The following is a 12,472-nucleotide window of genomic DNA, read 5'->3' as shown; positions in this document are numbered from 1 at the left end:
CACCCTAGGCGGCGGTGTCGAGGTTGAGCTCGATGGTGAGTGCGCGTCCGGGGCCGGTGTGTCTGAGGTGGTCCAGGAGGTGGGGGGTGATGTCGTGGCCTTTGTAGGCGTGGTGCGGTTTGCAGCGCCATCGCAGGTTGCTGGCGCGGGTGGGTCCTTGGGGCCAGGGGATGTGGTGGTCGAGCTCGCATCGTTCGGCGGGGACGAGGCATCCGGGTGTGGTGCAGACGCCTGATCTGAAGGTCAGGGCCCGTCTGAGGGTCTCCGGTGGGCTGTAGCCCTGGTATTGGTGGGCGAGGACGTCGTTGGTGATGGGGTCCAGGAGCATGCGGTGCCAGAACGCTTCGCCGGCGAAGGCTGATTCGAGGGCCCAGTCGGTGGGGACCTGCCAGGATCCGTCGGCGGCTTCGACGGGTCCGTCGGTGGCGCCGGTGAGGATGGCGGCGTCGATCGTGACGGCGATGTCGCACCGCAGTCCGGGGGTGCCGGGGAGGTGGTCGGCCGGGGCCGAGGTCAGCACGTGGACCAGCAGGTCCGCGCGGCGTTGGGCGTGGGACCGCTGGAGGCCGTCGGCCTTGTCGGAGCGGCGGTGGGTCGTGGCGAGTCGTTCGAGGCGGTTCTCGATCGCTGCCGCCTGGTGGGAGGGCAGGTAGGCCTGCAGCCAGGCCATGGCGTCGTCGGTGTGCTCGACGCGCACGTGGCGTCTGGTCCGTTCGGTCTCGGCGCGCTCGCGGACCAGGTCGGCCTCGACCCGCGCGACGAACCGGCGCAACCACCGCCGCAGCTCGGCCAGGGTGTGGGTGCGGGCGTAGGGGACGGCTTCGTCGTCGAGACGTTGGCGGGAGTCGTCTCGCTGGAGCTTCTCGATCGTCAGCGAGATCTCCCGCACCCGACCCGCGTCGAGGTGCCCACGACTGAAAGCCGTCCACACCTTCGGGGTGTGCTCGATGACCCGGTCGGCCGCAGCGAGCCGGTTGACGACCTGCCCCTCCGACAGGCCCGTCTCGGCCGCGATCTGCAACGCGACCGCCGAACGCTCCAGCATCTGCCGCATCGGCGTCGCATCACGCCGCACCCGAGCCAGCGCACCATCGCGATAGCCGACCATCGCGGCCCACTCCGCAGCCTCGGCCTTCGCGCGTTCGCGCGTCACGCGACGCAGATCGCGCAACGTCGGGAACGAGGAGGACATGAGCCCATGCTAGTCGAACAGATGTTCGAGAGCAAGAGTCTTCGCCGAGGAAACGCCTCTCGTCGGCGAGTCGATAGGGTCGACCCGTGACGATCTACGCGAAGCAGGTGGGGGAGACCGGCGAGCGCGTCGTCTTCCTGCACGGGCTCTTCGGCCAGGGCAAGAACTTCACGCAGGTCGCCAAGGCGCTCCAGCCGGAGCTGACGTCGTTGCTCGTCGACCTGCCGAACCACGGCCGGTCGTCGTGGTCCGAACAGGTCGACTACGCCGAGATGGCCGATGCGGTGGCCGACTTCCTGAGGTCAGGATTCGCGGCGGACGGCCCCGTGCACCTCGTGGGGCACTCGATGGGCGGCAAGGTTGCGATGGTCCTGGCCCTGCGCCACCCCGAGCTGATCGACCGACTCGTGATCGTCGACATCACGCCGGGCGACAGCGACGGCGCGGGGGAGTTCGAGCACCTCCTCGGCAGCCTCGCCTCGGTCGACCTCGCGACGATCGATCGCCGCAGCGAGGCCGACGCGGCCCTGCAGGAAAAGATCCCGAGCCCCACGATCCGCGGCTTCCTGCTGCAGAACCTCCGCGCCGGCGATGACGACCGCTACACCTGGCAGGCCAATCTCGACGTGCTGCGCCGCGACCTGGCGACGATCGGCAGCTTTCCCGAGATCGACGCGACCTTCGACCATCCGGTGCTCTGGGTCGCGGGGGAGACCTCGCCCTACGTCCAGGAAGAGGACGAGGAGCGCATGCGCCAGCTCTTCCCCCGCACCCGACTGGTCACGATCAAGGGCGCGGGCCACTGGGTGCACTCCGAGCAGCCCGAGGCCTTCGTGTCAGCCTTGCGTGTCTTCCTGACCGCCTGACCGCTCGACCGGCGGGACGGGCTGATGCGACGGCGGGGGAGACGGAGACTGGGACGGGACCACGCCGCGCCCGGGCACCGGGGTGCGACGGCGCGCGGGTGACGACGGCGATCGCCGCGAGCGTCAGGGCGACGCCGGCCAGCTGCAGCGGCGCGAGCCTCTCCTGCGTCAGGACCGACCCCAGGACGACCCCCGTCACGGGGTTGAGCAGTCCGATGACGCCGACCGCGCCCGCGCGGATGCGCCGGAGCCCGGCGAACCAGCAGACGAATGCCAGCGCCGTCGCCACGACCGAGGTGAAGACATAGCCAGCAGCGGCCGCCGGGCCGACCGCCGGAGGCCGCCCCTCCACCGCGATCGCTGCAAGGGTCAGCAGCGCACCGCCGGCCACGAGCTGCCATGCCGTCGTGGCGAGCACCGGGGTGTCGTCGGCCCACCGGGTGGCCAGGACCGAGCCGAAGGCTGACAGCCCCAGTGCGGATGCCGACGCCAGGACGCCCGAGACGGCGAGCTCGCCTCGGGCGCCACCGACCAGCAGGACGACACCGGTGATGCCACCCACGGCGCCGACCAGGGTGTGCACGGTGGGACGCTGCGCGAGGAGCCACCAGGCGAATCCGGACAGGGCCAGGGGAGCGAGGGCCATGATCGACGCGGCGACGCTCGACGGCAGCGCCTGCGCGGCGACGTAGACCAGCAGGAAGAACGCACCGATGTTGACCGAGCCCAGCACGGCGCTGCGCCACCACCAGGCTCCGCGGGGCAGCTGGCGCGCCAGCAGGAGCAGCAGCATCCCGGCCGGAAGTGCGCGGATCGCTGCGCCCCACAGGGGAGCGTCGGCCGGAAGGAGCTGGCGGGTCACGACGTACGTCGCGCCCCAGGCGAGTGGGGCGACTGCGGTCACGGCGATCCATTTTGCTTCCATGGAAGATATATTAGCATTTCTCTTCCCTGGAAGATATGCTCACCTCATGGAGGATCGTGTCGCCCGCATCATGGGCCAGTGGCAGGTCGAGCGTCCTGACCTCGACGTCAGCCCCCAAGGGGTCATCGGACGGCTCCACCGCCTGGCCGACCGGCTGCGCGACGAGCTCGTGGCCGAGTACGTGCACCACGGGCTCGGCGAGGGCGAGTTCGACGTGCTGGCGGCACTCAGGCGGATCGGCGAGCCGTTCGAGCTGGCGCCGGGTGAGCTGGCCCGTCACACGATGGTCACGACCGGTGCGATGAGCAAGCGGATCGACCGGCTGGAGGAGAGCGGCCTCGTCACCCGCCGCACGAGCGTCGGCGACCGCCGCGGACGGGTCGTGGGTCTGACGCCGGCCGGTGTCGCCGTGATCGACGAGGCCTTCACGGCCCACATCGCCAACGAGCACCGTCTGGTGGCTCCGCTCAGCGACGAGGAGCGCGCCGATCTGGAGCGTCTCCTGGCCCGGTGGCTCGAGGCCCTCGAGGGTCCCGAGCTCGTCTCGCGCTGATCCACCAGGCCCAGGCGCCGGTGCACCACAGGGCCCAGGCGATCAGCACGGGCTGAAAGAACAGACGAGTCAGGCGCGCGCCGTCACTGTCCAGCCCGAACGCGTCCGCACCCTCGACGTACTGCGACACGTTGCCGGGGAAGACCGCGACGAAGAAGGCGGCAACGACCCAGCCGACGAGCGGACGCCGGACAGTGGGCACCAGCAGCGCGACGGCCAGGGCGACCTCGACGACGCCCGAGGCGACCACGACGAAGTCGGTATCGAGCGGCAGCCACTCAGGCACCTGGGCTCGGAACGTCTCGCGGGCCCAGAACAGGTGCGACAGTCCCGCGAATCCCAGAAAGCTCGCGAGCAGCCACCGGGCGATCGTCGTCAGGGCGGTCATGGGTCGAGCCTAGGTCGTGCGGCGCTCCTTGGCTGAGTCACATGGACGACGAGGAGCTCGTGAGCGATCGCAGCCCGTGGCCCGACGACCTCGACCACCGCGTGCGTCAGCAGCTCACGTTCGTCGCGGAGGCCGACAAGCTCAAGACGATCCTGCGGGCCTCGCCGCTGGCCGCCGCCGATCGCCGCGAGAACGATGCGGAGCACTCGTGGCACCTGGCACTCATGGTCATGCTGCTCGCCGAGCACGCCGACGAGCCGATCGACGTCGGCCACGCGATGCAGCTCGTCGTGATCCACGACCTGGTGGAGATCTACGCCGGCGACAGCCCCGTGTTCGATGCCGCAGCTCGGGCCGGGCAGCAGGAACGCGAGGAATCGGCTGCCGAGCGACTCTTTCCGCTGCTGCCTGAGGACCAGGCTGCCCGCCTGCGTGGCCTGTGGGAGGAGTTCGAGGCCGGCGTCACGCCCGAGGCGCGATTCTGCAAGGCGATGGACCGGCTCGAGCCGATGCTGCTCAACTGGCTGAATCACGGCGGCACCTGGCAGATGCCCGGGCCACCGAGTCGACCGTCCGCGCTCGCGAGTCCAGCGTCGTCGCCGGATCCACGGCTCTGGGCGACGTTGTCGGGCGCCTGATCGACGAGGGCCTGGCACGAGGCTGGATTCGGCGCGACGACGGCGCGGAGAGCCCCTTTCCCGATCCTCCACAATGATCCGATAATGCACATTATGTCAACTAGCGCAGAGTGGACGAACTCCACGGAGCAATCAGCCTCCGATTAGGACCAGGCGAGGACGCGCATCTGACCAGATGCACCTGGCGGTTCACGCTTGGTTCGAGGGCGGCGTCGAAGGTTGCGACTGCGGGCGCAACGAAGCGATGCGTGACCTGAGTTCCGACTGGCGCCGGATATAGGCCCAGCCCCCGAACATGACGCGGCCCCTGGCGTCGCGATCGACGCGCCGACCGTATGCCGCGCTCTCACAACCGGTCGCGGACCATGCGCCTGGCCCATCCACCCACGGTTGTTCAAGACTCATGAGGTCGATCCCAAGGGGTTCGGTTAGAGCAGACCCTCAATCACAGCGAGCAGCGCTCCGCACGTGAAGGAGTACACGGTGAACATCAAGTACACCTGCCAGAAGGGCCGCCGCTTGATCTTTTGGCGGCGACGCAACTGCCAGTATCCCAGGACGTAAGCGGCGACCAGCACGAATCCCACTGATAGGACCCAGTCGGGGTGCTCCACCGGTTCGTCTCCTGTCGCTCCCTCTGTGGCAGCAATCTAGGACAGCAGTTCCGGTTTCTGCATCCGCAACCCTGACCGCGTGTTGTCCGTCTCCGGCCAGTCCGACCGATGGGCGAAGCTGTGGTTCCAGATCATCAAGCCACTGGACGAGGTGTTCGGCCCCTCAGACGCCTCTGCCGGCCGCGCTGACGCGGTCGGCAATCCCACCGAGCGCTGATGGTGGCCTGGGTCGAGCCCTCGGCGTAGATGGGAGCCGAGACGGGCCGAGGCGACATGACAGTCAATGTGAAAACCGACCATCCCCTGCACCGGGACGCCAGCTCAAGCAGCGGGTGCGCCGGACTCGATCTCCGCGTGCAGGGCTGCACCAGTGATCCAGGCGCCGACCACGAGCGCGACAAGGTACGTCAGCAGACCGAGGCCGTAGCGGCCGCCGCCGACCAGCAGGAGCACCCCGGCGACCGAGCCGACCAGGATGATCACGAGGCCCGCGGCGAAGCCGATGTCAGGGGTCCAGCGAGGCATGAGTCCCCCGTTCTCGAGGGGCCGGCGTCGGATCGGCGGCCCGTCCTCTCATCGTGAAGCGTGTGGCGGGAACGGCAAGTCGACCACGCGTCACCAGTGCAGGACGAGCTTGCCCACGTGCTCACGACGTTCGAACTGCTCGTGCGCGGCCCGCACGTCCTCGAACCGATAGCGCCCGGCGACCACGGGGGCGATCTCTCCGGCGTTGGCGGCGGCCACGAGCAGCTCGAACTGGTGTGGCGTGTGCATCGTCGAGCCGAGCAAGGAGATCGAGCGCAGGTACAGCTGGCGCAGGTCCAGCTCGACCACGGGCCCCGCGACGGCGCCGGCTACCACCCAGCGGCCTCCTGGCCGGACGTGCGGCATGATCTCGGCGACCAGCGGGCCTCCCACGACGTCGGCCACGATGTCCACCCCCGCAGGCGCCAGGGTCGCCAGCCGCTCGCCGACGCCACCACCCGCCCGGTCGATCACGACGTCGGCACCGGCCTCACGGACGGCTTCGGCCTTGTCGCCGGAGCTGAGGGCGAGGACCCGGGCACCTCGGGCGGCCGCGAGGCCCACCAGGGCGAGCCCCACCCCGCCCGAGGCCCCGGTGACCAGCACGGTCTCCCCTGCCCCGAGACCTGCGCGCTCCAGCATTCCCGTGGCCGTGCCGTAGGAGATCGGCAGGCACGCCAGCTGCTCGTCGGTCAGGGGCGACGCCGTCACGTCGTGCGCCCGGTTCGCCTGCACCAGGACCTGCTCGGAATAGCCTCCGTCGACCTCGCTGCCCAACACCGCCGCCACGAGCGGTTCGGGACCGTCCGAGTACCGCACGACGGGGTCGACCAGGACGCGTCGACCGACGAGGTCCTCGGAGACGCCGTCACCGACCAGGGCCACGTGTCCGCACACGTCGGCCCCCTGCACGCGCGGGAAGTCGATCGGCCCGAGCCATCCCGCCGGCTCGGCGGTGCCGTACGCCCCCGACCTGGTCCACACGTCGGTGTTGTTGAGCGAGACCGCCGCGACCTCGACGACGACCTCACCTGGGCCCGGCACGGGTGCGGCGACGTCACGCAGCTCCAGCACCTCCGGGCCACCGAAGCGCGTCAGCGCGACCGCACGCACGGGTCAGGCGCCGACGGGCAGGCCGGGCAGGCCGTCGATGCTGACGGCGTTCTTCTGGGCCCGGTACTCCTGGAGCCCGTCCGGACCCTTCTTCTCGGCGTGCTGGCGGATCAGCTCCCGCTCCCCTGCCATCTCCATGACCGGGACGCCCCACCCGCACGAGTCGCTGATGCGGGTGACGTCGACCGTGATGACGGCCCGCGTGCTGGGGTGCTCGGGCTTGAGGGAGGCGACCTCGTCGAACCCCGGCTCCCCCGGCAGGAACACCGACCCGTGTCCGTGCAACCGGACGATGCGCGGACGCTGGCCGAAAGAGGTGAACATGACGCACACCCGCCCGTTCTCGCGCAGGTGCGCGATGGTCTCGACTCCGCTGCCGGTGTAGTCGACCCAGCCGACCCGGTGCGCGTCGAGCACCGCGAAGGAGTCATGGCCGCGCGGTGACATGTTGACATGGCCGTCGCCGCTGAGAGGTGCCGTCGCGACGAACCACATCGGCTGCTCGGCCATCCACGTGCGGAGGTTGTCGTCGATCGCGTCGAAGAGCTTGCCCATGGCCCGAGCATAGGCCCGTAGCGACGTCGGTCAGGGGCGTCGCTCCCCCGTCGCCGCGACCAGATGGTCACGCAGGATCGGGTGCGACGGATCGTCTGCGAGCTCGCCAGCGTCGTCCAGCAGGCGGCGCCAGGACTCGCATCGGTGCAGGATCGCCATCCGCCGTGCCGGCTCGAGCAGGTCACGCAGCGAGGCCAGGTCGGCGTGGTCCCGCCACTGCTGCAGGTAACCCTCGGCGATCACCTGCGCCCGCGGGTCGCTCCAGTCGGGTCCCCACGGCCAGGTGCCGGTCGTCATGGCGATCGGCACCTGCAGCACCGCGAACGGATGCGACCAGAACGCGTCGCCCACGTCGATCCAGCGGGGTTCCGTGCCAGGGCGACCGAATGTGTTGGCGGGGCTGGCGTCGTTGTGCTGAAAAGTCGACGCGATCGGTGACGCCGCCAACCGTTCCGACCACTCCGCCACGTCGTCCAGCCGGGACAGGACTCGCGTCGCGGCCTCGACCGTCAGGTGCTGCGCATGTGACGACGGCAGGTTGGCCAGTCGCTGAGCCAGGACGTCGACGTACTCCACCGCGTCGCCTGCCGGCATGGCCGGCAGCCCGGCTGAAGCGAGCGGGTCGTGCTGCGTCGACAGACGCTGCTGGAGGCGCGCCAGCGCGGCCACGACCAGGCCCCACTCCTCGTCTCCCCTCCCCCGCAGGTTCGCGCCGAGATCGGGAAGCAGCACTCGGCCCGACCTCGCGTCCACGGCCACTGGACGCACGAAGTGATCCGGCTCGAGCTCGGCGAGGGTCGAGAGCAGCGCCGGCTCGAAGCCCTGACCCGGGGCGCACTCCTTGAACCACAGGCGCCCACGGTCGGTCGGGACCTCGATCACGACGGACCAGAAGCGCATGTGCAGCGTGCGCATCTGCCCCGTGAGCGTCCGGCCGTCAGAGGCCGCGGCGCCCTGGATCCAGGTGGACGCCTCGCGGCGCCACTCCGGGCTCCCCCAGCGGCGGAGCGTGTCCTCGACCGTCACAGCCGGAACGCCGGGTCGCCGGCGGCGGCCCGGACGCGGTCGAGCGTGCGCGTCTCGTCGTCGGCACTCGTGTCGAGCACGTGCCGCTCCAGCTCGCCGAGGTCCGCAAACTGGTCCCACATGTGCAGCACGGGTTCCGGATCCACGAGGTCGTCGGCGCCCGATCGACCCGTGGCGCGCTCAAGGGTGACCGCGCGGTCGGGGCGCAGCACCAGGTACGACACGGGGACGTCGGACCAACGAGGCTGGCCGGCGCGGACGTGGTCGAGCATCCACGGGCCCAGGACTCCGTCGACGACCGTCGCGAAACCCCCGCTGGCGTACGTGAACGCGGCGGCGACGACGGCGTCCATGACCGCGTGGTTCTGGGCATCCGCGGCGGGCTCGTAGGGCGGGATCGCGCCGGAGACGATCGCCGACCAGAAGTCGTCGGTGTGGAGGTGCACGCCGGGACGGAGCTCGCGGGCCAGCTGCCGTGCCGTCGTGGTCTTGCCCGCCCCCGGAGGTCCGGTCAGGAGGATCAACGGACCGGCCATGATCGCCACGCTAGGGCACGGCACCAGAACGGGTCGACCTCAGCAGTCCGCGGCGGCGTCATCCTCGAAGCAGCGACACCGCGATGACGACCATGACCAGGGCGATCAGCCCGTCGAGCACCTGCCACGACCGCGGGGTCCGCAGCACCCCGCTGAGGTGGCGCGCCCCGTACCCCAGGGTGGTGAACCAGGCGACGCTGCCGATGGCCGCACCCAGCGCGAACCACCAGCGGTCCTCGCCGTGCGTCGTGGCCACCGACCCGAGCAGGAAGACCGTGTCGAGGTACACGTGGGGGTTGAGCCAGGTCAGTGCCACCGCTGTCGCCGCGACTGTCGCGGTGCGTGACCGGACGGCCACGGTCGCACCAGACGTCGCCTGTCCCGCTCCCCCGCCCGCCGGAGTCAGCTCGCCGCCGCCCACGACCGCTCGGCGAGCGGCCAGCGCGGCGTACCCCAGCAGGAAGACCGCACCCGCGAGTCGAGCGCCGTTTACGAGCCACGGCACCGCCTCGACGAGCCGCCCGAGCCCCGCCACCCCTGCGGCCACGAGGACCGCGTCCGAGGCCGCGCAGATGACCACCACGAGCCCCACGTGCTCGCGACGGACGCCCTGGCGCAGCACGAACACGTTCTGGGCGCCGATCGCGAGGATCAGCGACAGCATGACGAGGAATCCGGGGACGACGGCGAGCATGGACCGCACGCTACGGATCGGCCATCATGAACACCAGCAATGATCCGTCACGTACATGAAGGAGAGCTTCAGTTGGACCCGCACCTGGCTCTCACCCTGGCCGCCGTCGTCGACGAGGGCACGCTCGACGGCGCCGCGCGCCGCCTCCACCTCACGCCCTCCGCGGTGAGCCAGCGGATCAAGACCCTCGAGGAGCATCTTGGACAGCGCCTGCTGGTGCGCTCACGCCCCGCCCGGCCGACGGCTGCGGGAGAGGCCGTCGTGCGTTTCGCTCGGCGCTACGCCGTGCTCGCCCTCGAGGCGGCGCGCGACCTCGGCTCCGAGGGCGAGAGCACCCGTGCGCGCATCACGGTGGCGGTCAACGCCGACTCGCTCGCGACCTGGATCCTCGCCCCGGTCACCCGCTTCGCCTCGGCCCACGACGTGGAAGTCGACCTGCTCCGCCTCGACCAGGAGCGCACGGTCGACCTGCTCGAGTCGGGCGTGGCGCTGGCAGCGGTGACGTCGCAGCGCGAGGCGGTCGCCGGATGCCGATCTACTCCCCTGGGCCACATGGCCTTCACGGCCATGGCCTCACCGGCGTGGATCGATCGGTGGCTGCCGGACGGACCCGACCCCGAGCACCTCGCCCAGGCGCCCCGCGTCGACTTCGATCGCGACGACACGCTCCAGCTCGACTGGCTGCGCCAGCAGGGCGTCGACGGAATCCACTCCCCTCGCCACCTGGTGCCGTCGACCCATGACATCGCCCGGGCCGTCCAGCTCGGACTGGGCTGGGCCCTGGTGCCGGAGCGGCAGGGCCAGGAGCTGATGTCGGCGGGCCTGCTCACGGCTCTCGGCGGCCCCGTCGTGACGACGGCGCTGTTCTGGCAGCGCTGGAAGGGCGGTTCACGCCTGCTCGACGCGCTCACCGACGAGATCGTCGACGAGGCCCGCCAGCACCTTCGCCCATGAGGGGGGAACCCTAGAGCCGACGCAGTGCCGACTCCGCCGCGTGGAAACCGCCCATGCCGTGCACGCCGGGGCCCGGAGGCGTGGCCGCCGAGCACAGGTACAGGCCGTCGCCGAGTCGGTACGGGTCCACCGCGATCCGCGGCCGCAGCACGACCTGACGCGCCGTGTTGGCCCCCACGTTGATGTCGCCCCCGACATAGTTCGCGTTGTACGACTCCAAGGCTGCAGGGCCACGGACCACCGTGGCGAGGATGCGGTCGCGAAACCCCGGGGCGAATCGCTCGATCTGGTCGACGAGGGCGGCCGTCGCGTCACCGGTGTACCCGTGCGGAACGTGGGCGTACGCCCAGATCGGGTTGACCGTGCCCCGCGACCGACTGGGATCGGCGAGGTACTGCTGACCCACGAGCACGAACGGTCGATCGGGCATCTCGCCGCGACCCGTCGCGGCCTCGGCCGCTGCGATCTCGGCCGCCGCACCACCCACGTGCACCGTGCCGGCCCGACGGGTGGCGGCTGCGGTCCACGGGATGTCACCCTCGATCGCGAAGTCGACCTTGTGGACGGCGGGGCCGTAGCGGTAGCGCCCCAGCTGGCGCCGCACCCGGGCCGAGATCCGCTCCCCCAGGATCCGCAGCGCCGCGGCGGGCGAGGTGTCGAGCAGCACGACGTCGGGGCGCCGGCCGAGGGGCTCCTCGACCTGCGTGAGCGACGTGACCTCGACCCCGGTGCGCACCGCACCCCCGAGCGACTCCAGGAGCCTGACGAGCGCGGTCGAGATCGCCCCGGTTCCCCCGTGGGCGACCGGCCAGCCAGCGGCGTGTCCGGCGGCGGTCAGCATCAGCCCGACCGACGACGACAGGGGCCGGTCCAGACGTCCGAAGGCGTGCGCCGCGACCCCCATCGCAAGCGCCTTGGCGGGCTCGTCGCGCCACCGTCTGACGGCCCAGGTCGCCGGAAGCGCGGCCTGGGCACCGAAGCGAGCGAGGGCGACCGGGTGGCGCGGCACGTGGACGATGGGCTGGAAGACCTCGCCGACGAGCCGGTCGAAGTTCCGGGCCTGGGCGCCCAGCGAGCGCGCCCACCGGCGGCCGTCGACGCCCAGCGACTCCGCCGTCACGTCCATGTCCCGTGAGATCAGACCGGCACGTCCGTCGTCCAACGGATGGGCGAGGTCGATCTCCGGGTAGTCCCAGGTCAGGCCGTGCTCGTGCAGGTCGAGGCTCGCCAGGTAGGGCGAGACGACGCCCGTGGGGTGGAACGCGGCGCAGTCGTCGTGCAGCAGGCCTGGCAGCGTCAGCTCACTCGTGCGCGTGCCACCGCCGGGACGGTCCGCGGCCTCCAGCACCGTCACGTCGACGCCGGCCTGCGCCAGCCGGATGGCGGCGGCCAGCCCGTTGGGCCCGCTGCCGATCACCACCGCGTCGGTCATGCGTCACTCCCTCGTCGTCGAGTCACGGCCCACTGCGGGCAGTATCCCCCGCGACGCGTCAGCGAGCAGGGCGCACCCCTGCCCGGCCCACGTGCACCCGCACCCCCAGGTCGAGGTCGCTCGCGTGCGTTGCGGCCACGAGACGTTCTCGAGCCGCGAGCAGGTCGTCCACCAGCCGGACGGCACGCTCGGACAGTCCGTTCGTCGTGGCCAGACGGACGGCGCCGAGCCCTTCGACCGTGTTCCGGATCCCGATGTCGAGGATCGCGACCTCGCCGAGCACGTCGTCGGCGGCGATCTGTCGCACGATGTCGGCGACGGTGCGCCCGCAGGGCTCGATGCCGGCGATCGACACGGTGTCGCCGCAGACGCGGATGACCGACCCGTCGAAGGACTCCATCGCCCGCGTGAGGCGGTCGGCCTGGGTCTTCGCGGTGACGTGGTCGGACATCGAGACCTCC

16 protein-coding genes are annotated in these 12,472 nt (G+C 71.0%); 5 read left to right on the top strand and 11 right to left on the bottom strand.

What is annotated here, in order from left to right:
- Nucleotides 1-4 precede the first annotated feature (4 nt).
- Nucleotides 5-1,192 carry an HNH endonuclease signature motif containing protein gene (locus KAG51_RS04255; RefSeq protein ID WP_290580953.1) on the bottom strand — a complete coding sequence of 396 codons (1,188 nt, stop codon included), beginning with the start codon at nucleotides 1,190-1,192 and terminating at the stop codon, nucleotides 5-7.
- 86 nt (nucleotides 1,193-1,278) lie between these two features.
- On the opposite strand from KAG51_RS04255, the gene KAG51_RS04250 reads away from it, so the two are divergent.
- Nucleotides 1,279-2,058, top strand: a complete 780-nt coding sequence (locus KAG51_RS04250; protein WP_290580951.1) for an alpha/beta fold hydrolase — start codon at nucleotides 1,279-1,281, stop codon at nucleotides 2,056-2,058.
- On the opposite strand, the gene KAG51_RS04245 is transcribed toward KAG51_RS04250, so the two are convergent.
- Nucleotides 1,979-2,983 (bottom strand): EamA family transporter, encoded by a 1,005-nt coding sequence (locus KAG51_RS04245; protein ID WP_290580949.1) that lies wholly within the window; start codon nucleotides 2,981-2,983, stop codon nucleotides 1,979-1,981. The genes KAG51_RS04250 and KAG51_RS04245 overlap by 80 nt on opposite strands.
- A gap of 46 nt (nucleotides 2,984-3,029) precedes the next feature.
- On the opposite strand from KAG51_RS04245, the gene KAG51_RS04240 reads away from it, so the two are divergent.
- Nucleotides 3,030-3,536 (top strand): MarR family transcriptional regulator, encoded by a 507-nt coding sequence (locus KAG51_RS04240; RefSeq protein WP_290580947.1) that lies wholly within the window; start codon nucleotides 3,030-3,032, stop codon nucleotides 3,534-3,536.
- Here the strand turns inward: KAG51_RS04240 and KAG51_RS04235 are convergent.
- Nucleotides 3,451-3,924: a hypothetical protein gene (locus KAG51_RS04235; RefSeq protein ID WP_290580945.1), complete on the bottom strand. Its 474-nt coding sequence runs from the start codon at nucleotides 3,922-3,924 to the stop codon at nucleotides 3,451-3,453. The genes KAG51_RS04240 and KAG51_RS04235 overlap by 86 nt on opposite strands.
- Nucleotides 3,925-3,965: 41 nt before the next feature.
- Here KAG51_RS04235 and KAG51_RS04230 point away from each other — a divergent pair, with 41 nt between their 5' ends.
- Together KAG51_RS04230 and KAG51_RS04225 are read left to right on the top strand one after the other, a co-directional pair.
- Nucleotides 3,966-4,562 (top strand): HD domain-containing protein, encoded by a 597-nt coding sequence (locus tag KAG51_RS04230; RefSeq protein WP_290580943.1) that lies wholly within the window; start codon nucleotides 3,966-3,968, stop codon nucleotides 4,560-4,562.
- A gap of 693 nt (nucleotides 4,563-5,255) precedes the next feature.
- Nucleotides 5,256-5,393: a hypothetical protein gene (locus KAG51_RS04225; protein ID WP_290580941.1), complete on the top strand. Its 138-nt coding sequence runs from the start codon at nucleotides 5,256-5,258 to the stop codon at nucleotides 5,391-5,393.
- Nucleotides 5,394-5,497: 104 nt separating this feature from the next.
- Here KAG51_RS04225 and KAG51_RS04220 read toward each other — a convergent pair whose 3' ends face one another.
- The 6 genes from KAG51_RS04220 to KAG51_RS04195 all read right to left on the bottom strand — a co-directional run bounded on the left by KAG51_RS04220 (nucleotide 5,498) and on the right by KAG51_RS04195 (nucleotide 9,625).
- Nucleotides 5,498-5,701 (bottom strand): hypothetical protein, encoded by a 204-nt coding sequence (locus KAG51_RS04220; RefSeq protein ID WP_290580939.1) that lies wholly within the window; start codon nucleotides 5,699-5,701, stop codon nucleotides 5,498-5,500.
- A gap of 90 nt (nucleotides 5,702-5,791) precedes the next feature.
- A complete protein-coding gene (locus KAG51_RS04215; RefSeq protein ID WP_290580937.1) occupies nucleotides 5,792-6,814 on the bottom strand; it encodes a zinc-binding dehydrogenase in 1,023 nt (340 codons plus the stop codon).
- 3 nt (nucleotides 6,815-6,817) lie between these two features.
- On the bottom strand, nucleotides 6,818-7,369 hold the full coding sequence (locus KAG51_RS04210) for a pyridoxamine 5'-phosphate oxidase family protein (RefSeq protein ID WP_290580935.1): 552 nt from the start codon (nucleotides 7,367-7,369) through the stop codon (nucleotides 6,818-6,820).
- A gap of 30 nt (nucleotides 7,370-7,399) precedes the next feature.
- A complete protein-coding gene (locus tag KAG51_RS04205) occupies nucleotides 7,400-8,395 on the bottom strand; it encodes a phosphotransferase (protein WP_290580933.1) in 996 nt (331 codons plus the stop codon).
- Entirely contained in the window at nucleotides 8,392-8,931 is a 540-nt protein-coding gene (locus KAG51_RS04200) for an AAA family ATPase (protein ID WP_290580931.1), read from the bottom strand. Before KAG51_RS04200 ends, KAG51_RS04205 begins: the two co-directional genes overlap by 4 nt.
- A gap of 58 nt (nucleotides 8,932-8,989) precedes the next feature.
- Complete coding sequence (locus tag KAG51_RS04195) at nucleotides 8,990-9,625, bottom strand: LysE/ArgO family amino acid transporter (protein WP_290580929.1); 636 nt, start codon at nucleotides 9,623-9,625, stop codon at nucleotides 8,990-8,992.
- 72 nt (nucleotides 9,626-9,697) lie between these two features.
- Between KAG51_RS04195 and KAG51_RS04190 the strand changes: the two genes are divergently transcribed.
- Nucleotides 9,698-10,579: an ArgP/LysG family DNA-binding transcriptional regulator gene (locus tag KAG51_RS04190; RefSeq protein ID WP_290580927.1), complete on the top strand. Its 882-nt coding sequence runs from the start codon at nucleotides 9,698-9,700 to the stop codon at nucleotides 10,577-10,579.
- 10 nt (nucleotides 10,580-10,589) lie between these two features.
- Here the strand turns inward: KAG51_RS04190 and KAG51_RS04185 are convergent, their stop codons facing one another.
- Together KAG51_RS04185 and KAG51_RS04180 are read right to left on the bottom strand one after the other, a co-directional pair.
- Nucleotides 10,590-12,011 carry an NAD(P)/FAD-dependent oxidoreductase gene (locus KAG51_RS04185; protein WP_290580925.1) on the bottom strand — a complete coding sequence of 474 codons (1,422 nt, stop codon included), beginning with the start codon at nucleotides 12,009-12,011 and terminating at the stop codon, nucleotides 10,590-10,592.
- Nucleotides 12,012-12,069: 58 nt separating this feature from the next.
- Nucleotides 12,070-12,462, bottom strand: a complete 393-nt coding sequence (locus tag KAG51_RS04180) for a hypothetical protein (RefSeq protein ID WP_290580923.1) — start codon at nucleotides 12,460-12,462, stop codon at nucleotides 12,070-12,072.
- Nucleotides 12,463-12,472: the final 10 nt, after the last annotated feature.

It is taken from the genome of Aeromicrobium sp., assembly GCF_023146395.1.
Lineage (GTDB): Bacteria > Actinomycetota > Actinomycetes > Propionibacteriales > Nocardioidaceae > Aeromicrobium.
This window is presented reverse-complemented; position numbering and strand designations above follow the sequence as displayed.